Below are 20433 nucleotides of genomic sequence, written 5' to 3' on the forward strand. Positions count from 1 at the left end.
GCAGGTGATCGGCGAGACGGAAGGCACCTCTGAACAGCGAGACTAGAGCCGATGCCCTTCATCCTGCACCAGGTGGAGGCATGCCTGGACCGAGCGATAAGGCTGGGTCCGGCTGTTCGGGAAAGGCCGCGTGAAAAAGCGCGGCGGCAGTGCCAGGCCTCCGCACGTCTTCGTGCTCGACTGCGAGGCACTCGCTCTCGTGGTGCGCGGCGACCTACAAGATGATCCCCGGCTCGGCCTCGCACCCGCGGAGTAACCGAGGTAATGACCTCCCCTACGACATTCATCGAGGCATACGACAGCAGGACCACCGAACAGCGCGCTGGGGCTGGGTGATCTCCCGCGTCCGGGTTGCCGACATCGGCAAGGACGAGGCCCGCGCAGCCCTTCACCTGCTGACCGACGTCACACTGCACGGCCACAAGCACGCCATCGTCGTCAAGGGCGTATAAGCGAGCAGCAATCGACCACATGGTCTCAGTTCTTGTCTCATTCAGGCACGCCCAGCACCGTCCGGAAGCCAGGAGACCACCGACTCCGCCGCAGATCAGGACAACCTTGATCACCTCAGGACGCCCTGTCGAACAGTTGGAAAGTGTGGGGGGCAACCCCCCACGAGTTTCGAATTTCGCATCCTCCACCCAGCCTTACCGGGCTGAGCAAGAGCCCCGACAGCTCAGCGGCTGGGGACCTCGTCGTGCCGTGGTTGCAGTTGCCGCCCGGGGACCCGTGCGAACCTCAGCGAACTCGCTTCGCGAGCGGTGCTGCGGGTGCCCTGGGAATAATCGGCGCCTAGCTCGGCCTTCGTCGCCAGAAGATGTCCGATAAGTGGTCGGAAACGCGAGGAGTGACTCCTGACCTGCAACGATAGGGCCTGGGTGTCCGAGTATCGAGGGCGGTGGCCATTGGGAAGTCTCGGAGCGTGTTGCTGGTCGAAACGGTCCCCAAGTCCGGTGTCGATACGGCGATGTCGCGGGCGCTGGTGTGGTGGCGCAAGCCCCCGTGGCGCTTCGGTTGCCGGGTCCGGCTTGTCCCGCTCTGACCGGCGCCGCTGGGGGCTGGTGAGCAGTGACACTCCCCATGGACCGGCTGGGCTGGCTATGTTGTCCGTGCCGCGGTTACGGGAAACCGGTGTGGATCCGGTGCGGTCCCGCCACTGTGACCAGGGAGCTCCCCTGCATCTGTGCCACTGCGCCCGAGGGCGTGGGAAGGCGTGGGGGAGCGGTGAGCTGGAAGCCAGGAGACCGGCCGTGGTGCAAGCCCAGTGGTTCCACGAGGATGGAGACGGGTCCACCATGGTCGGTCCTGCCCGGGCGCGCCTTGCGCTGCCCAGTTCTGTACGTTCCCCCGCACATCAGGTCAACCGGCGCGCGTTTCTGCGTGGGCTGGCGGTCGCCTCGTCCGGTCTCGCCCTCGGCGGTGGCCTGACCGCGTGCGCCTCCGGGCAGACCTCGCCCACCGGCGCGGGGGAGCCCCGGCGCGGGGGCCGGCTGCGTGCGGTGGTCTCGGGGGCCAGCTCCAGCGATGACACGCTGCACCCCTTCGTCGCCGGATCGTGGGGCGCGGGCATCGTGATGAAGAACCTCTTCGACAAGCTGTGCGCGTACGACGACGATCTCACGGTCACCAACCGGCTTGCGGAGTCCATCGAACCGAACTCCGACGGCTCGCGGTGGACCATCAGGCTCCGGGACGGCGTCGAGTGGCACGACGGCAAGCCGCTGTCGGCCGACGACCTGATGTACTCCATCAGGTATCTGCTCGACCCCAAGTCCTCCTTCACGGGTGCCAAGGACCTCGCGATGGTGGATGCCGAGGGGCTGCGCAAGGTGGACCGGCGTACCGTGGCGGTCCCGATGCGCCAGCCCATCGCCGACCTGCCGTCGCTGCTCGCGGGCTGGTACGTCTACGTCATCCAGGACGGCACGACCGCGTTCGACAACGACCATCCGCCGGTCGGCACCGGGCCGTTCCGGTTCGGCCGGTGGAGCCCGGGGGACCGGGTGCGGCTGACCCGGAACGACTCCTACTGGGAGAGCGGTCGCCCCTACCTCGACGAGCTGGAGATCATCTTCATCACCAAGCCCGACACCCGGCTCAACGCGCTGCTCGGCGGCGACGCCGATGTCGCGCACGAGCTGGCCTGGGCGCAGGCCGCGGCGCAGGAGCGGGCGGGCCGGGTCCAGGTCGTGACGTCGCCGGTCGGCCGTATGCAGAGCTTCAACATGATGGTCGACCGGAAGCCGTTCAGCGATCCGGATGTGCGCGAGGCCCTGAAGCTGGCGGTGGACCGCCAGGAGATCGTGGACACGGTGTACTCCGGCTACGCCGAAGTGGGCAACGACCTGTACGGGTTGGGTGCTCCGCTGTACCACGACGACCTGCCGCAGCGCGGCTACGATCCGGACAAGGCGAAGTCGCTGCTGCGCAAGGCGGGTCAGGAGGGGCTGACCGTCACCCTCCACACCTCAGATGTCTCCCCCGGCATGCTGGAGGCCGCGACCCTCTACGCCGAGCAGGCCAGGCGTGCGGGGATCGCCATCAAGCTGGACAAGTCACCGGCCGACTCGTACTGGTCGCAGGTGTGGGCCAAGAAGCCCTTCGCGCAGGGCGGCTGGGGCAACTACGCGCTCGACTGGTTCTACGGACAGACGATGCTGTCCACCTCGGACCGGAATGAGACCGGCTGGCGCCGTCCGGACTGGGACAAGCGGTTCTTCGCCGCGCGCGCCACCATGGACCCCGGCCTGCGGGAGCGGCGCTACGCCGATCTGCAGCAGGAGCTCTGGCAGGACGGCGGGCACATCATCCACTCGTTCATGCAGTGGATCGACGGCGCACAGCACAAGGTCGGCGGCGTCCGCGGCGCCCCGCCGGCTTCCGACGGCTGGGGCAGCTACCGCGATGTCTGGATCGGCGGCGCGTGACCTGCCATGCGCACCCGTTGCTCACCGCGTGCGGGCGGCGGCTGCTGGCCGCGGCAGGGGTGACGGGCGCCGCCACGGTGCTGGTGTTCGCCGGGACGGAGCTGCTCCCGGGTGACGCGGCCGAGGTGATTCTGTCCCGGTCGGCGGGCGGGGCGGGCGGTACGCCGGAGCAGATCGCCGCGCTGCGCGCGGAGCTGGGCCTGGACCGGCCCTGGGCCCTGCGGTACGTCGACTGGCTGGCCGGGACCGTCGACGGCGACCTGGGGCGCTCCCTGGTCAGCGGCCGCCCGGTGACCGACATCGTCGGCCAGCGGCTGGGCAACACGCTGCTGCTGGCCGGGCTGGCGGCGGCGCTGCTGGTGCCGGTCGCGATCGGGCTCGGGGTGTGGTCGGGCCTGCAGCAGGGCCGGTTCGCGGACCGCGTCACCTCGGCGGTGGCGATCGGGCTGCAGTCGCTGCCCGAGTTCGTTGCGGCGACCGGCCTGATCGCGGTGTTCGCCCTCGGTCTGCGGCTGCTGCCGCCGGTGTCCCTGATACCGGACGGCACCAGCCCGCTCGCCCGCCCGGAGACCCTCGTCCTGCCGGTGGCCAGCCTGCTCACGGTGATGGCGGGGCAGTCGGTCCGGATGGTCCGCGCCCGTACCGGCGAGGTGGTGCGGGCCGAGTATGTGCGCATGGCCAGGCTGCACGGCATCCCCGAACGGCGCCTGGTGTGGCGGTACGTGATACCGAACGCGGTCACCCCCGCGCTGCAGCTGCTGGCCGGCAGCGTCTCCTGGCTGATCGGCGGAGTGGTCGTCGTGGAGCAGGTCTTCGCCTACCCCGGCATCAGCCATGAACTGGTCGCGGCGGTCGCCAGCCGGGATGTGCCCGTCGTACAGGCGTTGGCCGCGACGATGGCGGCATGCGGCATTCTCGTCTACACGGCTGCGGACCTGCTGGCGATCGTCCTGGTGCCGAAGCTGCGGACCAGTGGGCACTGATGCGGTCGGCCCTGCGAAGTCTGCGGTCTCTGCGAAGACAGCGGACTCCGCGCAGTCTTGGTCCGGCGGGCGTCATCGGCGCGCTGGCGACCTGCACGGTGCTGGCAGTCGCCGTAGTGGGGCCGCTGCTGGCCCCGTACGGCGGTACCGAGCCGGTGGGCGCCGCGTACGCCGCGCCACAGGCCGGTATGTGGCTGGGGACGGACCACCTCGGGCGGGATGTGCTCAGCCGGGTGCTGACCGGCGGCACGAGCATGCTGCTGCTGTCGGCGGCGGCGCTGAGCCTGGCGTATCTGATCGGTGGCGGCCTGGGGCTGATCGCCGCGCTGGGCCGGGGCGTGCTGGACGCGGTGCTGATCCGCCCGCTGGATGTGCTGCTCGCGCTGCCGCCGTTCCTGGTGCTCGCCGTGTTGGCCACGGGGACGGGACGCGGCACGCTGGTCGTGATCGTCGCCGCCACCGTGGCCAACATCCCCAGCGTCGCGCGCGTTGTGCGGGCAGCGGCCTGGGAGGTGTCGGTACGCGGCTGGGTGGAGGCGGCCGTCGCGCGCGGGGAACGCCGGGTCACGATCGCCCGGCGTGAGGTGCTGCCCCACATCGTGACCCCCCTGCTGGCCGATGTCGGCGTACGGGCCACGGCGGTGATCGGCCTGGTCGGCACCGCGAACTTTCTCGGCCTCGGCCTGCAGCCACCGCTCGCCGACTGGGCGCTGATGATCGCGGAGAACCGCTCGGGCCTGATGCTGCAGCCCTGGGCGGTGCTGGCGCCCGCCGGGTGCATCGCCGTCCTGGCCATCGGGATCAACGTCACCGCTGACGCCCTCGTACACACCAGGAGCCGCCATGCCTGACGTTCTCGCCGAGGTCAGCGGGCTGCGCGTCGAAGCGCCCGCAGGGGCGGTGCTCGACGGCGTCGGCCTCACCGTCTTCCCGGGCGAACTGCTCGGCGTTGTCGGTGAGTCCGGCTCCGGCAAGACCACCCTCGCGCTCGCCCTGCTCGGTGCCTCCCCTCCCGGTACCCGCGTCACCGGCGGGCAGGTCACGGTCGCCGGGGCCGCCATGCTGCGCGGCACCGAGGCCCAGCGGCGCCGGCTCCGAGGCGATCTGGTCGCGTACGTGCCGCAGGACGCCGCGCTCGCGCTCAACCCCGCCATGCGCATCGGGGACCAGGTCACCGAGGTGGCCCGCGCCCATCCCGGCCGCACGCCCCCCGACGAGCTGGTGGCCCGTGCGATGCGGCGCGCGGGTCTGCCGTCCGAGCGCCGGTACCTGCGCCGCTGGCCGCACCAGATCTCCGGGGGCCAGCAGCAGCGGGTGACGCTTGCTCAGGCGCTGGTCAACGAGCCACGGCTGCTTGTGCTCGACGAGCCCACCACCGGGCTCGACGCCGACGCCCGGGACGCACTGCTGACCCGGCTGCGGCAGCTCGGGGAGGACACCGGCTGCGGCATGGTGTACATCACCCACGACATCGCGGCGGTCACCACCATCGCCGACCGGCTCGCCGTGCTCTACGCGGGCCGGATGGTGGAAACCGCACCCACCAGCGAACTCCTGAAGCAGCCCCGGCACCCCTATACGGCGGCGCTGCTGGCCGCGGTGCCCGGCCCGGCGCTCGACCGCCGACCCGTGGGACTGCCGGGCAGCGTCCCGCCGGTCGGTGCGCGGGAGACCGGTGGATGCGGCTTCGCGCCACGGTGCGCGCTCACCGAGCCCGGGTGCAGGACGACGGCGCCCACCGCGGTGGCGCTCGCCGAGCGTCACTTGGTCGTGTGCCACCGGCACGATGTGGTCCCCGCCACGCCGCCGCACACCGAGCCGCTTCCATGGCGTCCGGAAGCGCCGGGGCCGGAGGCACCGAGCGTGGTCACCGTAGACGGCCTGCATGCCGTACACCGCGGACCCCGGCGGCACACCGTGGTCGCCGCGGCGAGTGTGTCGTTCACCCTGGCCGCTGGGGAGTGCCTCGCGCTCGTCGGTTCGTCCGGCTCCGGCAAGAGCACCATCGCCCGGTGCCTGGCAGGGCTGCACCGGCCGGAAGCGGGCAAGATCCGGCTCGGTACGGCCCTGCTCGCCGCCCGGGCGCGCAAACGCAGCCGGGAGCAGCGGCGGGCCATCCAACTTGTCCCGCAGAACCCGGCGGACTCCCTTGACCCCTCCCGCACGGTGGGTGAGCAGGTGGCCCGGCCCGCCAAGCTGCTCCGTGGACTGAGCACCCGTGACGCGGGCGTGGCGGCCCTGGACATGCTGGACCGCGTGCGCCTGCCCTCCCCCGTCGCCACCCGGTTGCCGGGCGAGCTGTCCGGCGGCGAGCGCCAGCGGGTGGCCATCGCCCGCGCCCTGGTGGCCCGGCCCGAGCTGCTCATCTGCGATGAGATCACCTCGGCCCTCGATGTCTCGGTTCAAGCGGCCGTACTGGAGCTGCTGGCCGAACTCCAGCGTGACCTCGGTCTTGCGATGCTGTTCATCAGCCACGACCGCGCTGTCGTCGCCACGGTCGCGGACCGGATCGCGGTACTCGCCGAAGGCACGCTGAGCGAGCTCGGGGCCGCGGATCACCTACCCCAGGACGCGGCGAACCGTTCCCCGACGGACCCGAGTCGCCCGACCACGACGCGATGACCCACGCCTCTGGAGCCCATGCCCCAGCGGACCCTTACTCCGGCGCGGCATCTGTACCAGCGAGGCGCGGACCCGGGCGACCGCGGTCTCTCCGGGGCAGAAGCAGGCCGCGCCTGGCGGCGGCGCATCGACGCCCAACGGCGCACGCGTTGAGCGTCTTACTTGAAGCGACTGTCAGCAACGCCGCCGAGGTGCACCAACAGGGCGACAAGGAGCAACCCAAGCGCCATGAAGCACCCGCAGCCGCCACTCGTGAGTGACTCGATGGAGTCCTTACGTCCTTCGCAAAGGTAGAACGCGACCGCCAGCCCAATACAGATGATCGCTATGAGACTGGCCATGAATCCTCCATCTGGCAGGGGCCAGCCTCATCGGCGCACGACGTTACCTGCCGAGAGAGGGCCCGCTGCGCCGTTCTTGAAGGTTCCAGGAGACCGAAGGCCGACATTCGAAACAACACGTTGAACCACCTACGCCTGACCCGCCGTCACCCACCACACTCCCAAAAACAGCATCTGACCAGCGGCAATAGCGAAGTACCACTGGAGTACTAGTCGTGGTGGGCGTCGTGGCTCGTTGAGCGCAGATGCGTGAGGGTGTCTTCCAGCGTGAGGTTGTTTTTGTCTTTGTCCCGGTTCCAGTGCTGCATGGTGGTGGCTGCGGCTTGGGCGAGGTCTGGGGGCAGGCCGGCTTCCCGGAGGGCGTTTGCGACTTCGTGCATTTCCGGGCCCCAGCGCCAGGCGCGGGCGGCGACGCTGGGCAGATAGTCGGTGTCGGCCAGGACGGCTGCGGCCATGGTCCGGCCCTCGGCGGTCAGTTCTTCTGTGACGTCGTGGGTGGCGGCGAGTGCGTGCGAGACGGCGGCCAGGGTGCGGGCGGCTTTCTGGTAGCCGCCGAAGGCCATCTTCAGTGCTGAGGCCGCGCCCAGGGGTTTGTCCAGGGGACGTGCGGTGACCTGGGTGCCGGTGAAGAGGGCGGCGGCCTGGGTGACGGCTGGGGTGTGACCGGCAAGGTAGAGCCGGGCGGTGGCGGTGCCGCGTGGTGCTGGGCCGATGATGGCTCCGTCCACCGGGGTGGCTCCTTGCGCCTGCTGGCGGTCGGCTATACGGCGCATGCGTTCGGGGCTGATGGCGTTGGCGTCGACGTAAACGCCGTTAAAAGCGTGGCTGGCGACGATTGCGGCGACATCTTCGGCGGCTGCCGGAGGGCAGACGGACAGCACGATGTCGCTTGCCGCCAGAGCGGTGGGCAGGTCTGCTGCGGGGGTGAGTCCAGCGGCCTCGGCGCGGGCCTTGGTGGCGGCACTGCGTTCGGCGGGGAACCAGAGGACGGTCGCTCCGGAACGGGCCGCCTGTGCGCCGATGGCGACACCCATCGCACCGGGGTGGAGCAGGGTCACGGTGGTCATCGGGGGCCTCCTGGCGGCAGCTCGCGAGCGCGTTGCTCGTGGTACGCGGCAATGCTGTCCTGCATATTCAACCCCTGTGCGAGCTTCCGGCCGGTGCTCCTCGCGCACCCGCCAGGGGGTGATGGAGGCACCGTCCGCGATCTCCAGGTTCCGCGCACCTAAGATGTCCTGCTCGGCGATGTTGATCCGGGCCACCGTGATCCAGGGCGATGACCAAGTCCATTGGAGTAGCGCACGACGGGCGCCACCGCGACCGGGCGGGGTCGGGGCCCCTGCTGTCTGCCGTGCTCCGGCTGCCTGTTGGCGAAGGCCGAAGCTCATCGCCGCCCCCGGGTGCGGGGCTGCGATGAGCTTCGGCCAGGTGCGATCCGGTCGCCGAGCGGGAGCGCGGCCTGTGACCGTTCCCGCGTCAGCTGTCCTGGGCGCTGCTGCTCCGGCGGCGGATCACGTACATGGCCCCGCCGGCAAGGAGTAGGGCAGCGCCCACACCGGCGATGATGGGTGTGGCAGAGCTGCTGCCGGTCTCGGCGAGGTCACCGGTCTGGGTGGTGGGCTGGTTGTCCGCGGAACCGCCGTCCTCGGCGCCGTTCGAACCGGCGGAACCGCCGGAGCTGCCCTCGGTCGAGCCGCCGTCCGAACCGCCGCTGGTCGAGCCGCCGTTGGTCGAGCCGCCGTTGGCGGAGCCGCCATCGGTGGACCCGCCATCGGTGGAGCCGGAGCTGTCCGGCATGGCGCAGGTGGCCTCGGCGAGGACGATCTCACCGGATGCCTTCACGACGTCCAGCTTGGCCGGCTTCACCGTGTACGTCAGCCGGAGCGCGGTGGCGGTAGCCGTGCTGTTCGTCGTGGCCGTCTCCTCCAGAGCGAGGTCAACGGTGCCGACGCCGGGCACCTCAACCTGTGTGGCACCCGTCCCGTTGACCGTGACCGGCTTGCCGAGGACGGACAGGTCCGCCAGCGCGGTCTTGGCGGATGGCTTCTTGCCGGTCTCACAGGAAGCGGTGGCCTTCAGCAGGCCGGCGCTCAGCAGCGGGGTGGCGGACAGGCCGGGTGCGTAGGCCTTGACGCCGACGAGCTTGACGTCGCCTATGGACCGCTGTGTGTTCGCCTGCGCGCTGGCATGTGCAACCTCGGCCTTGACCAGCGTCACGGGCCGGCCGTTGTTCGCGCCCTTCACCTCGGCCGTGAGCAGTTTCTGCTCGGCGTCGGCGGGTGCGCTGACGTCACTGAGAGACGCCTTGACCGGAATCTCGCCGACGCCCTTCACGGAGACATCCAGGTCGGCGCGCGCCGCGACGGCGGTTGCCTTGCCGGTGCCACCGGAGTGTGCGTCCGCAGGCGTGGCATAGGCCGGGCCTGCGGTGAGCGCACCGCCGGCCGCGAGGGCAGCGGCGCCAAGGAGAGCGGCTGAGCGTGCGGGGATACCAAGGACTCGCATGGACAACTGAAACCCCTACAGAGGTATGAGGCAGTCGACGTAGCGACATGGGGGGACGGGATGCGTTCGCCGACGGCCTTGGCTTGGGTGGCATGGCGTGCAGACGGTCTGCTACGACCATCTGATGGCTGGTCACTCTAATAGACTGCCGCCCCGTCTACATCGAAACTTACGTCACAGTAATAAGCTTGAGACCTCCTGGTCCGGTCCAGGGCACCGTGGCTGACCGGGCCGCCGCGTGCTGATGCGATCATCCGGGAATGTCGGGAGCGCCCACGACAGGAAAATGGCGTGCAGGAATGCGTCTTCCGGCCGATGTGGATGTCATGCGGACCAGCTTCAAGGTCCATGCGGCGTGGCCTTCGCGGTGAGCGCGCTCGCGCTGCGGGTGTCCGTGCCCGATGACGTACCGCCATCGTCCGGCTTCCGTAGGTAACCCATCGTGTGCCAGCTGCTTCGCCGGCAAGGTTCTTCAGCACTGATGCGACATCACCGTACAAAGCCTGGTAAACAAGATTAAAGCGGCCATTGCAGCGATGGGGGCCAAGGTGTCAGGCAGGAGTACGGTGCCGGACGCGCACCCGTTCGGCGCTGCGAGCACCGACAACACGGCGGAGCGTGACGACGCACTGGCTGGTGCCGTTGTCAGGGCCGTCGAGGTGACCGGGGCGCATGCGGGCAGCGTGTTTCTGCTCTCGCGTGACCGTCACTCGCTGGTGCTCACCGCGACGTCAGGGACGCCGCCCTCGCTGCTCGGCGGGTGGCGGCGGATCCCGGTGAACAGTCCCATCCCCGTGGCGGAGGCGTTCCGTTCCGGCCGGACGGTCCATCTGGCCGACAGCGACGAGACCATGCGCCGGTATCCCCAGCTCGCGGTGGCACTGCCCTACGCGTTCGGCTCCGCCTCCGTGCCGGTCAAGGCGGGCAAGGACACCTTCGGGGCCATGGCCGTGGTGTGGGGTGCCGGGCTCGGTGAGCATGGGCTTTCCAAGGCACAGCGACGGCAGTTGCGTGCCACGGCCGGCCGTCTCGGCGCGTCGCTCGCCGAGCTGGAGGCACGCGGCGCTCTCCCCGAGTGCGACGCGGAGACCGTTCTCGAGGTCCCGGTGGACTCCGCTCCAGCGGTACGGGTGGGCCTGTTCGACTGGAACCTCGACACCGGAGCCCTCGTAGCGGATGACGAGCTGTGCGCGATGTTCGGTCTCGCCCCGGACGAGTTCGACGGACGGGCGGCCACGCTGGCGGCCAGGATCGACCCCGCTGACCTTCCCGGCTTCCGGGCCGCCGCCCGCACCGCGGCCGAGAAGGGCCGCATCCTCGCCCCGCGCCTGCGGGTGCGGGAGAGCAGCGGCGGTCACCACACCGTCGAGCTGTGGGGCCGCGTACCCGACACCACCGCCGACCAGGAGGCACGTTCTCACCTGGTCGGCACCGTCCTTGACCCGGGAGCCGGGATGGCCGCCGTCGCGGCGGTCGAACGGCTCACGGACGGCTTCCTCTCCCTCGACCGGGAGGGATATCTGGCGTACGTCAACCACAGCCTGGAGCGGCTGCTGGACGTCCGCCGCGATGAACTGCTGGGCCGACGCCTGTGGGACGTCCTGCCCTGGCTGGCCGATCCGGTGTACGAAGACCGGTTCCGAGCCGCCATGATCACCCAGCAGCCGGTCTCCTTCCTGGCCTGCCGCCCACCCGGCCAGTGGCTCGTGTTCTGCCTCCACCCGGACCCGCAGGGCATGACCGGATGGGCGACACCCGCCGGACAGCCGGTCCCGGCCGAGGCCGAGCCCGGGGCACCGGCCGCCGGAGAAGAGCCGGTCTCCCGGCCCTCCGCGCGGCCCGCGCCGACGCGTCTGGGCGTCCTCTACCGCGTCCTCCAGCTGGGCAGCGCCCTGACCGAGGCGGTCACCGTACGGGAGGTGTGCGATGCCGTCGCCGACCAGCTCCTGCCCGCTTTCGGCGGCCACCGGCTGGCGATGTACGTGGTGCAGGACCGGTCCCTGCGCCTGCTGTCGCAGACCGGCTACCGCGAGAGCTTCCTGGCGCGGTTCGAGGGCACGCCGCTCCACGCTCACCTGCCCGTGACCGACGCGCTGACCTCCGGAGCCCCGCTGTTCGTCGAGTCGCCGCAGGAGCTCTCGCGTACCTATCCCGGACTTGAACCGGAGTCGAGCTCCGCTGCCTTCCTGCCCCTGATCGCCTCCAGCCGCCCGGTGGGCGCCTGCATCCTCGGCTTCGACACGCCCCACCGGTTCCCCACCGAGGAGCGAAGCATCCTGACCGCGCTGGGTGGCCTGATCGCCCAGGCACTGGAACGTGCCAGGCTCTACGACGCCGAGTTCGCCCTCGCCCGCGGCCTGCAGAACGCGCTGCTGCCGCACCAACTACCCACCCTGCCGGGCGTCAGCGTCACGGGCCGGTATCTCCCCGGCACTCGCGGGATGGACATCGGCGGCGACTGGTACGACGTCATACCCACCGGCCGCGGCGTCGCACTGATCGTCGGAGATGTCGAGGGCCACAATGTCACCGCTGCCGCCACCATGGGCCAACTGCGCAGCGCGGTAAGGGCCTTCGCCACCGCCGGCCACCGGCCGGGCGACGTGATCGCCCGTACCAACCAGCTTCTCCTCGACCTCGACCCCGGACTGCTCGCCAGCTGCTGCTACGTCTGCCTCCATCCCGATGCGGGGATCGCGCAGGTGGTCCGCGCGGGCCACTGCCCGCCCCTGCTGCGCCAGCCCGACGGACGCACCCAGGTCCTGGCGGTGCCGGGCGGACCCATCCTCGGTGTGGAGCCCGCCGTCACCTACCCCGAATCAGAGCTGAGTCTCCAGCCCGGTGCTGTCCTGGCCCTCTACACGGACGGGCTGATCGAGACCCGCGACTCCGACATCGATGTGGGTATCGACCGGCTCCGTACCTCGTTGGCCCACAGCGCGACGGAATCCCTGGAGGAGCTGGCCGACGAGCTTCTGCGGGAGGTCCGCCGGGCGCCGAACCGCATGGACGACATCGCGCTGCTCCTCACCACATACGCTCCCGCCCCGGCCCACTGAGTACGCGGAAAACCCGGAAACCCTGGAAAATCCGGACTACCCCACCGGCGCCGTGCGTTGCCCGCGCTGCTGACGACGCTCCTCCTGCTGCTTACGCCACCCGTACCGGGTCAGCCCCCGAGGCTTGAATACCGAGAGGACCACGATGATGAGCAACACCACCAGGCCGCCGGCGGAATGGAGGAGCGTCCCAGGAAGCTCGCCGGGATCGGCACTGGACGCTGCCGTCTCCGCCAGGTAGCTCACGGTCCGGGTCTGTATCAGCAAGACGGCGGTGGCGAAGATGGTGAGCAGGAGTTTGACCAGGACCCAGTAGTGCCGGAACAGGCCCCACGATGTGCCCAGCGCGTTGACGATCCCGATGAGTACCGACGCCAGGGCCAGCGGGGCTATGACATACAGCACCATCACCTCCATCGCCATATACGCGGCACGCACCTTCTGAACGTCCTGGCTGGTCACAGCAGTGACATCGAGGGCGAGGTAGGCAAGGACGGCGCCGAGCCAGCCCACCGAGGTCGCGATATGCGTGGTGAGCACGACCCTGCGGAGGCGGGGAGGCACGGTCATCAGGAGTCACTCTTGAGCAGCGTGTAGCCGCCCAGGCCGGTGCCGGTGTGGCGACCCGGGCCGTGATCGCCGCCACCGAGGCCGGTGACCTTCACGGTGATGGCCAGCAGGACAAGTGCGGCCACGACGATCCCGGACACCTTCACCCAGCGTGGCATGCCTGGTGGCGATCCGCGGTCGGACCCCAGGCCGGTGTCGGGGCGGCGGGGCACGTCAGCCATGTGTTTCCTCCGGGGCGCGGGACCGTCAACATCGTTCTGAGCCAGTTTACGAGACAATGTGTCTATCGTCGATCAAAGTGTTGTGAGCCCGTCGTCACGTATACTGCGGTGGTGCCGAAGCTGTGGAACGAGACGATCGAGGCGCACCGTCACGCGGTGCGCGAGGCGATTTTGGACGCCACGTGGGCACTGGTGACCGAGCACGGGCTGACGTCGGTGACGATGTCGCAGATCGCCGAGAAGACCGGCATCGGACGTGCGACGTTGTACAAGTACTTCCCGGACGTCGAAGCGATCCTGGCCGCCTGGCACGAACGTCACGTCACCGGCCATCTCGAATATCTCACCGAACTCCGCAACCAGCCCGGCGCCGCCGACGAGCGGCTGGAAGCAGTGCTGACGGCCTACGCCCTCATCTCCCACCACCGCGGGCGCCACGGCGCCGACCTCATGGCGCTCCTGCATCGAGGTGAGCCCGTCGCGCGGGCGCAGCAGCGTCTCAGCGACTTGATCCAAGATCTGCTGAGGGAGGTCGCGGCTACCGGCGACCTCCGGGATGACGTCGCTCCGGAGGAGCTCGCGAGCTACTGCCTCCACGCCCTCGCAGCAGCCAGCAGCCTGCCGTCCAAGGCGGCGGTCCACCGGCTTGTCACGGTCACCCTGGCCGGGCTGCGCCCCCCGGAGAGCTCTCCTCGATGATGGCGCAGACGACGGCTGACGCGTCGTCGCAGGCCTCGGCCCCCTGGCGGGTGGCGACAAGGCTTTCCCGGAGGGCGAGGAGCTCGCTGACGGCGGTGTCGATCTCGGCGAGACGGGCGTCGAGGACGTCCCGGACGGCGGCGCAGGGCGGGGCACCGCCGTTCTTGATGCTCAGGATGGACCGGATGTCATCAAGGTGCAGGCCGAGGGTGCGGGCGCGGCGGATGAAGGTCAGCAGCTCAACGTCGGCCTGGTCATAGAGCCGGTAACCGGCCGTGCTGCGCTCGGCCTCCGGCAGCAGCCCCTTGGCCTCATAGACCCGGACGGCCTTGCGGGTGACTCCCGCGGCGCGGGCCGCCTGCCCAATGGTCAGTCCGTGCGGTGCCATAACGGTCACCTCCCGCTGTCCAGTGTTGACCTTACCCCTGGGGCCGGGTTCTAGCGTGACGGACGAAAACAACGAACCGGAGGTGAGCGCCATGCCGCTGCGTGAAGGTGAGATTTACCGCTGCCCGCTGCAGGAGTGCGGGTGCGAGGTGACCGTGACCAAGGGGGCACCCACGAGCTGTCAGGGCCAGCAGGCCCCGACCTGCTGCTGTGGGCAGACCATGGTCAAGGGCGACTGAAGGCCCGTACACGGCTGAGGGCCCGGACCGTCAACGGTCCGGGCCCTCAGTCCTGGATGCCTCTGCCTCACTTGGCCGACGCGAACCCGTCGGTCGGGCGACGGGGCGGGAGGACCGTCCCGTCGGGCAGCAGCTCACCGTTGTCCTCGAAAACCACCACGCCGTTGCACAGCAGGCTCCAGCCCTGCTCCGGGTGGAAGGAGACAACGTGGGCGGCCTCTCGGTCATGCGCACATGCTTCGGGGCAGTGAATCCGGTGCTGGCACATAGTGCCACCTTCGTTCCGAGTGGGGGTCGGTCCGGCGTCAGGCCGACCGGGTTTTCCGATAGATCAAGATTCCCCGAGGATGAATTGCTGAGCCCAGTGAGAAACGGCTCGGAAAGTATTCCATCCACCTGACTCGCCTGGAGGCAACCGTTTGTGACGCCAATCACTCTGATTCTTTGAGTAACCGGCCGATGAACTGGGCACTGCAGGTCAACTGGCGGTCCACTCTGCGTGCACGACCGTGCACCACCGTGCGCCCCGGCCCGGGCCCGTCGCCGAGATCAGACAGAGCTGCCTCTGACCGCGCGTAGGCCGTGCCGGCGGGGGTACCCGGCGGCGGTACTTCTCCGGCGGAGGTGAGCGGGCCGTGTTCTTCGTCGACACCCTGGAGCTGGCGGGGCTGGGCAACCACAGCTATCTCGCGGGTGGCCGCGCCGGTGCGGTCGCGGTGGATCCGCCACGGGACATCGAGCAGGTCATCACGGCAGCAGCCCGGCGAGGGGTGCGGATCACCCTCGTAGTGGAGACGCATCTGCACAACGACTATGTGTCCGGTGGCCTGGAGCTGGCCCGGGTGACGGGCGCGTTGTATCTGGTGCCGGAGGGTGCCCGGGTGGAGTTCCCGCACGGCACGGTCGCCGACGGAGACACCGTGGCCGTGGATGAGGGCCTGACGCTGCGGGCCATCGCCACCCCCGGTCACACCCCGCACCACATCTCGTACGCGCTGCAGGAGGAGAAGCGGCCCGTAGCGGTGTTCACCGGGGGATCGCTGCTGATCGGCGCGGTGGGCCGCCCGGACCTGGTGGAGCCGCGGCTGACGGAGCAACTGGCTCGCGCACAGCACGCGTCCGCCCACCGGCTGGCCGTCGAGCTGGACGACGACGTCTCGGTGCTGCCCACCCATGGCTTCGGCAGTTTCTGCGTCTCCGGCCGGACGGAGGGGGACGCCACCACGATCGGGAGGGAACGGACCAGCAATGACGCGCTGGTGATGGACGTGGACCGGTTCGTCGCCAAGCTGCTGGCCGGGCTGGAGGATGTGCCCGCGTACTACGCGCACATCGGACCGGCCAACGCGGCGGGGCCGGCCCCGGTGGACCTGACACCACCACGGCGGGCGGACAGCGAGGAGATTGCCGCGCGGCTCGCGGCCGGAGAGTGGGTGGTGGACCTGCGCAACCGGGTGGCGTTCGCGAGCGGCCATGTCGCCGGGTCGTTCAACTTCGAGGGCGACGGCAGGCTCGCCACCTATCTGGCCTGGCTGATCCCATGGGGCAAGCCGGTCACGCTGCTCGCCGGGACATCTGGCGAGCTCTTCCGGGCGCACCGGGAACTGACCAGGGTCGGCATCGACCGGCCCGCCGCTGCCGCCACCGGTGCCCCTGACTCCTGGGTGACCGACGGACAGTCACTGAGGTCGTACCCCCTGGGTACGTTCGCGGACCTGGCCGCCGCCCGCGATCAGGGCAAGGCCGTGGTGGTGCTGGATGTACGCCGGAACTCCGAGCGCGCGCGAGGGTACGTCCACGGCTCGGTGCACATCCCCATCCATGAGCTGCGCGGCCGCCTGCGAGAGGTGCCGGACGGGGTGGTGTGGGTGCACTGCGCGAGTGGGATGCGGGCGACCATCGCCGCCTCCCTGCTGGACGCGGCCGGCCGGGAAGTGGTCACTGTTGACGACAGCTTTGCCGCCGCCGCGGACACCGGCTTGACGGTCGTGCCGGACGCCGCCGCACGCTGACGTGTCTCCGTGCGGACACAATAGCCGCCCCCGCCTTATCTCTTGGCCGCCGCATGGTGTGGGATAGCCCCGCACTCTGCACAGCTACGACGACGGATGACGACCGAGAACCGGCGTGAACAACCGGCGTGAACAAGGGGGAGTTTTGGCACGGGCCCAGAATCTACGGAGAGTCGCGCGGGCGGTGGCCGAAGGGGCCGATCCGCGTGCGCTGGCCGAGGAAGAGCTGCGCAGCCGCAGCGGCCGCGGACGGGGTGGCGGCGGCCAGGGACAGCCCGCCGAGTCCGCCGGGGCGCATGAGGAGAGCGATCCCCAGGACAGCGGCCAGGACAACGGTATGGACCCTGCCGACTTCCCGGCCGCCCGGGAGCAGGGCGGCAGCATCGACACCGTCATGGCGCAGCAGACGGTCCCGCTGGATGAGGCCGGGGAAACGCTCAACCGCAGCGGGCAGAGCCGGGTGGACGGACAGCAGGTGCACGCCATCTGTCCGATGGTGATTCCGCGCGGCCGCTCGTTCCTGAGCATGCTGCCCGTGCTGCTGCTGCTCATCGTGGGCGCCATCGGCACCGCCGTAGCGGCGGCCACCGCGTCCGTCACCGGCGGCAGCGTGCTGACCAACCCGCTGTTCGGGGTCCACTACTGGGTGCTGGCACTGCTGGCGGTGGGCTTTGTGTGGTGGCGGCAGGGCATGGTGATGGTGCCGGACGGCTGCCAGGCGCTGATCACCCGTTTCGGCAAGCTGGAGCAGGTCGTCGGCCCGGGCCGGGTGATCCTGCTGAACCCGTGGAAGCGGGTGTCGTACATCCTCAACACCACCCGCGAATACCCGTTCAACGCGCCGGTGCGCGAGGCGCCGACCCGGGGCGGGGTGAAGGCCTCGATCGATCTGTTCATCCAGTTCCGGATCAGTGACCCGGTGGAGTTCGTCTATACGCTCGGCGCGGTGCGCGGCTTTGAGGAGAAGCTGAGCAACGCCGTGAGCGAGACGATCCGCAGCCTGATCTACGAGCAGGAGGCAGCGGGCATCTACGACATGGTGGGTGAGGACACCGGCCGCCTGCTGGAGCAGCTGAACCAGCAGTTCCGTCCCGCGGTGGAGCTGACCAACGCCAACGTCACCCACGCCGAGCCCTCCGATCGCCGCTACCGCATGGACCTGGCGGCGCCGGAGATGGTGCGGGTCGCCAAGGAGGCGTATACGCATGAGTACGCGCTCCAGCTGCGCAAGGAGCAGGACGAGGGTGACCTGACCAAGGAGCTGGCCGCCCAGCAGGAGGAGCTGTCCGCGATCGAGGCGGACATCGCCCACTACCAGGCGCAGATGGACACCGCCGTGGAGCGGGAGACCAACCGGGCCGAGGCGCTGGCCCGGCAGCGGTACGTACAGGCCGAGTCGGAGGCGAAGGCCAACGCGGCGCTGCTGGAGGCGCAGGCCCTGGACCTCCGTGCGGTGACCGCCGCGGAGGCCCCGGAGATCCTTGAGTACCGCTATCAGCAGCAGGTCCTGGACACCCTGGAGGAGGTGGCGGACCACCTGCCCCGGCTGGTACGGATCGGCGGCTCCGGCGGCCCCGAGGGCGGCGCCGGGGTCGACTTCCTGGCACTCGCCCGCGAACTGGTCGGCGAGCGGGGCGCGGAGCTGTTCTCCGCCGACGATATGGCGGCCGTACGGGGCAGGCTGCCGGAAGTCTCCGCCCGTATCGCCGGGCGTGAGACGGAGATCAACGCCCTGCTGGAGGCCGAACGCCCGACCGTCCCGGCCGCCAGGGCCGGGGACGGGGACGCATCCGAGGAGGCCGGAGAGTGAGCGCCGCACGCATCAACCGGAGGTCGGTCATCTCGGAAGAGGTGGCGCCCTGGAGCGAGATCCCGCAGCTGCTGCGCGGCGGCGAAGCGGGCACCCTGGTGCCGGTCATCATCCCCCGCCACCGGCGCCGGCTGTGGTGGCTGCTGCCGCTGTGGCTGGGGCTGTTCGCGGTGCTGACCGGCGTGATGCTGACCGTACGCGGGGCGGACAGCGCCGCCGAGGTCGCCTATGACGCCCTGGCCGTGCTCAGCTACGTCTTCGGGGCCTGCATGCTGCTGATCGGTGGGCTGTGGTGGTGGCGCTCCTCGATCGTGGAGATCGAGCAGGGCACCAACGGCGTCCTCACCCACTACGGGGCCATCTCCCGGACCCTGGAGCCGGGCCGCCACTATCTGTGGCACCCGTGGTCGCGGGTGGACTTCGTCGTGGACACCGCCACCGAGATTCCGTACTCGGCCCCGGTGGTGGCCTGCCCGACCCGGGAGAACGTTCCGCTGCGCTCGATTGAGTTCTTCCTGAAGTTCCGCATCACCGACGCGGTGCTGTTCGTACGGACCATCGGCGCGGGCAACTTCGATCTGGTGCTGTCCAGCGCCGTGCAGGACGCCATCCGGCAGCGGGGCCGCCAGGTGCCGACCGAGCGGGCGTATGACCTGCGGGGCTCGGATGTGGCCGATATGCAGGAGCTGCTCACCCGCCAGCTGTCCCACTACGGGGTGCGTATCACCGGCTGCAACATCCCGGATGTACAACTGCCCGCCCAGTACCAGCAGCACCTGGCCACCCGCGAGCGGGTGGCCAAGGAACGCACCGCGTACGACCAGGAGTGGGGCCTGATGCGCAAGCGCCGCATCGACAGCCTGCAGATGGACATCGAGCGGGCGAAGAAGGTGCGCGACGCACGCATCGTCGAGGTGAAGGCCGCGCTGAACAAGGCCCGTGAGGAGGTGGCCCAGCTGCTGGAGGAGCAGGAGACCAACGCGCAGCGGGTCCGGTTCGAGATCGAGACCCGTGGCCGCAGCGGGCTTATCGCCGCCGAGAACGAGGCCAGGGCCCAGCGCCGGCTGGCACAGGCCTACCGCGACAACCGCGCCGTGCTCCAGTACGAGCTGGCCCGCCGACGGCTGGAGGTGGGCGCGGTCCTGGCCCAGAAGGCACCGCGGCCGGTGGTGGTCCACACCGATGGCGCGGGCGGCAGCCCCGACGGCGGCGCGCTGTCCACGCTGCTCACCGCGCAGCTGCTGCCGAGGCTGTCCGCTCTGCCGCCCGCGGACGGCGAGCAGTAGCGAGCCGACGACGGGCCGGGCCGGGTCCGGTGTGCTGGGTCCGGTGTGCTGCGGCACGCCGGACCCGGCCCGGTGCGTATGCGGCGCGACCGCGCTCGGGGGATCATCAGTGGATGAACATCACCCTTCGCCTCGCACAGCGCCCGGAGGCCGACGAGCTGCTCGGCCGCAGCCCACTGGCCGCCCTGGTGGGCATGCTTCTTGATCAACAGGTGCCGATGGAGTGGGCGTTCTCCGGCCCCTACACCATCGCCCAGCGCATGGGCAGCAACGATCTGGACGCGCACGAGATCGCCGCCCGTGACCCCGAGGAGTTCGCGGCGCTGCTCTCCGCCAAGCCCGCCGTACACCGCTACCCCGGTTCCATGGCCGGACGGGTGCAGACCCTGTGCCAGTACCTGGTCGATCATTACGACGGTGACGCGAGCGCGATCTGGCGCGACGCCGCCACCGGCAAGGAACTGCTGAACCGGCTGAACGCCCTCCCCGGCTTCGGCAAGCAGAAGTCCCAGATCTTCCTGGCCCTGCTGGGCAAGCAGCTAGGCGTCACCCCGGAGGGCTGGCGCGAGGCAGCGGGCCCTTACGGCGAGGAGGGCTGCCACCGTTCGGTCGCCGATATCACCGGCCCCGAGTCCCTGGACAAGGTCCGCGCCTACAAACAGGAGGCCAAGCGGGCCGCCAAGAAGTCGGCCGCGACGTAGGCGGAGATCGGGAGTGCGGCACCGCATCAATGGACAGCGCCGGCAGGAGCCCGAGGGCAGCGACGCGCTTC

17 protein-coding genes and 1 riboswitch are annotated in these 20433 nt (G+C 70.1%); of the genes, 11 read left to right on the forward strand and 6 right to left on the reverse strand.

Annotation, left to right across the window (positions count from 1 at the left end; genetic code table 11):
- Positions 1 to 1098 precede the first annotated feature (1098 nt).
- Positions 1099 to 1267: riboswitch (cobalamin riboswitch) on the forward strand.
- From test1122_RS12170 to test1122_RS12185, 4 genes are all read left to right on the forward strand, one after another.
- Positions 1251 to 2927 carry an ABC transporter substrate-binding protein gene (locus test1122_RS12170; protein ID WP_232269189.1) on the forward strand — a complete coding sequence of 559 codons (1677 nt, stop codon included), beginning with the start codon at positions 1251 to 1253 and terminating at the stop codon, positions 2925 to 2927. It overlaps the preceding riboswitch by 17 nt.
- The gene (locus test1122_RS12175) at positions 2924 to 3910 is read left to right on the forward strand and encodes an ABC transporter permease (protein WP_232269190.1); all 987 of its coding nucleotides are present in this window, start codon (positions 2924 to 2926) and stop codon (positions 3908 to 3910) included. The genes test1122_RS12170 and test1122_RS12175 overlap by 4 nt, the downstream gene beginning before the upstream one ends.
- Complete coding sequence (locus tag test1122_RS12180) at positions 3910 to 4761, forward strand: ABC transporter permease (protein ID WP_232269191.1); 852 nt, start codon at positions 3910 to 3912, stop codon at positions 4759 to 4761. The genes test1122_RS12175 and test1122_RS12180 overlap by 1 nt, the downstream gene beginning before the upstream one ends.
- Positions 4754 to 6532, forward strand: coding sequence for an ABC transporter ATP-binding protein (locus test1122_RS12185; protein ID WP_232269192.1), 1779 nt, complete (start codon positions 4754 to 4756; stop codon positions 6530 to 6532). Before test1122_RS12180 ends, test1122_RS12185 begins: the two co-directional genes overlap by 8 nt.
- A 550-nt stretch (positions 6533 to 7082) precedes the next feature.
- On the opposite strand, the gene test1122_RS12190 is transcribed toward test1122_RS12185, so the two are convergent.
- Positions 7083 to 7940 carry an NAD(P)-dependent oxidoreductase gene (locus test1122_RS12190; protein WP_232269193.1) on the reverse strand — a complete coding sequence of 286 codons (858 nt, stop codon included), beginning with the start codon at positions 7938 to 7940 and terminating at the stop codon, positions 7083 to 7085.
- Between the two features lie 409 nt (positions 7941 to 8349).
- Positions 8350 to 9378: an SCO1860 family LAETG-anchored protein gene (locus tag test1122_RS12195; RefSeq protein ID WP_232269194.1), complete on the reverse strand. Its 1029-nt coding sequence runs from the start codon at positions 9376 to 9378 to the stop codon at positions 8350 to 8352.
- A 566-nt stretch (positions 9379 to 9944) separates the two neighbouring features.
- On the opposite strand from test1122_RS12195, the gene test1122_RS12200 reads away from it, so the two are divergent.
- Positions 9945 to 12437: a SpoIIE family protein phosphatase gene (locus tag test1122_RS12200; RefSeq protein ID WP_232269195.1), complete on the forward strand. Its 2493-nt coding sequence runs from the start codon at positions 9945 to 9947 to the stop codon at positions 12435 to 12437.
- Between the two features lie 36 nt (positions 12438 to 12473).
- On the opposite strand, the gene test1122_RS12205 is transcribed toward test1122_RS12200, so the two are convergent.
- Together test1122_RS12205 and test1122_RS12210 are read right to left on the reverse strand one after the other, a co-directional pair.
- Positions 12474 to 13007, reverse strand: coding sequence for a hypothetical protein (locus test1122_RS12205; RefSeq protein WP_232269196.1), 534 nt, complete (start codon positions 13005 to 13007; stop codon positions 12474 to 12476).
- Positions 13007 to 13228 (reverse strand): hypothetical protein, encoded by a 222-nt coding sequence (locus tag test1122_RS12210; RefSeq protein WP_232269197.1) that lies wholly within the window; start codon positions 13226 to 13228, stop codon positions 13007 to 13009. Before test1122_RS12210 ends, test1122_RS12205 begins: the two co-directional genes overlap by 1 nt.
- 111 nt (positions 13229 to 13339) lie before the next feature.
- Here test1122_RS12210 and test1122_RS12215 point away from each other — a divergent pair, with 111 nt between their 5' ends.
- Entirely contained in the window at positions 13340 to 13927 is a 588-nt protein-coding gene (locus test1122_RS12215) for a TetR/AcrR family transcriptional regulator (RefSeq protein ID WP_232269198.1), read from the forward strand.
- On the opposite strand, the gene test1122_RS12220 is transcribed toward test1122_RS12215, so the two are convergent.
- Positions 13884 to 14315, reverse strand: a complete 432-nt coding sequence (locus test1122_RS12220) for a heavy metal-responsive transcriptional regulator (RefSeq protein WP_232269199.1) — start codon at positions 14313 to 14315, stop codon at positions 13884 to 13886. The two genes, test1122_RS12215 and test1122_RS12220, sit on opposite strands and share 44 nt — an antisense overlap.
- A 55-nt stretch (positions 14316 to 14370) precedes the next feature.
- Between test1122_RS12220 and test1122_RS12225 the strand changes: the two genes are divergently transcribed.
- Positions 14371 to 14553, forward strand: a complete 183-nt coding sequence (locus tag test1122_RS12225; RefSeq protein ID WP_232269200.1) for a hypothetical protein — start codon at positions 14371 to 14373, stop codon at positions 14551 to 14553.
- Positions 14554 to 14620: 67 nt separating this feature from the next.
- On the opposite strand, the gene test1122_RS12230 is transcribed toward test1122_RS12225, so the two are convergent.
- Entirely contained in the window at positions 14621 to 14821 is a 201-nt protein-coding gene (locus test1122_RS12230) for a DUF5999 family protein (protein ID WP_232269201.1), read from the reverse strand.
- 367 nt (positions 14822 to 15188) lie between these two features.
- Between test1122_RS12230 and test1122_RS12235 the strand changes: the two genes are divergently transcribed.
- The 4 genes from test1122_RS12235 to test1122_RS12250 all read left to right on the forward strand — a co-directional run bounded on the left by test1122_RS12235 (position 15189) and on the right by test1122_RS12250 (position 20362).
- Positions 15189 to 16565, forward strand: coding sequence for an MBL fold metallo-hydrolase (locus test1122_RS12235; protein WP_232269202.1), 1377 nt, complete (start codon positions 15189 to 15191; stop codon positions 16563 to 16565).
- A gap of 145 nt (positions 16566 to 16710) precedes the next feature.
- Complete coding sequence (locus tag test1122_RS12240) at positions 16711 to 18375, forward strand: SPFH domain-containing protein (RefSeq protein ID WP_422396972.1); 1665 nt, start codon at positions 16711 to 16713, stop codon at positions 18373 to 18375.
- A complete protein-coding gene (locus test1122_RS12245) occupies positions 18372 to 19661 on the forward strand; it encodes an SPFH domain-containing protein (protein ID WP_232269203.1) in 1290 nt (429 codons plus the stop codon). Before test1122_RS12240 ends, test1122_RS12245 begins: the two co-directional genes overlap by 4 nt.
- 113 nt (positions 19662 to 19774) lie before the next feature.
- Entirely contained in the window at positions 19775 to 20362 is a 588-nt protein-coding gene (locus tag test1122_RS12250; protein ID WP_232269204.1) for an HhH-GPD-type base excision DNA repair protein, read from the forward strand.
- Positions 20363 to 20433: the final 71 nt, after the last annotated feature.

The sequence above is a fragment of the Streptomyces gobiensis genome, from assembly GCF_021216675.1.
GTDB classification, from domain to species: domain Bacteria; phylum Actinomycetota; class Actinomycetes; order Streptomycetales; family Streptomycetaceae; genus Streptomyces; species Streptomyces gobiensis.

What these genes read in the sequence shown, in the direction of transcription:
- test1122_RS12180 (WP_232269191.1), top strand. Translation starts at nt 3,910, where the DNA reads ATGCGGTCGGCCCTGCGAAGTCTGCGGTCTCTGCGAAGACAGCGGACT.
- test1122_RS12185 (WP_232269192.1), top strand. Translation starts at nt 4,754, where the DNA reads ATGCCTGACGTTCTCGCCGAGGTCAGCGGGCTGCGCGTCGAAGCGCCC.
- test1122_RS12190 (WP_232269193.1), bottom strand. Translation starts at nt 7,940, where the DNA reads ATGACCACCGTGACCCTGCTCCACCCCGGTGCGATGGGTGTCGCCATC.
- test1122_RS12195 (WP_232269194.1), bottom strand. Translation starts at nt 9,378, where the DNA reads ATGCGAGTCCTTGGTATCCCCGCACGCTCAGCCGCTCTCCTTGGCGCC.
- test1122_RS12205 (WP_232269196.1), bottom strand. Translation starts at nt 13,007, where the DNA reads ATGACCGTGCCTCCCCGCCTCCGCAGGGTCGTGCTCACCACGCATATC.
- test1122_RS12210 (WP_232269197.1), bottom strand. Translation starts at nt 13,228, where the DNA reads ATGGCTGACGTGCCCCGCCGCCCCGACACCGGCCTGGGGTCCGACCGC.
- test1122_RS12220 (WP_232269199.1), bottom strand. Translation starts at nt 14,315, where the DNA reads ATGGCACCGCACGGACTGACCATTGGGCAGGCGGCCCGCGCCGCGGGA.
- test1122_RS12230 (WP_232269201.1), bottom strand. Translation starts at nt 14,821, where the DNA reads ATGTGCCAGCACCGGATTCACTGCCCCGAAGCATGTGCGCATGACCGA.
- test1122_RS12250 (WP_232269204.1), top strand. Translation starts at nt 19,775, where the DNA reads ATGAACATCACCCTTCGCCTCGCACAGCGCCCGGAGGCCGACGAGCTG.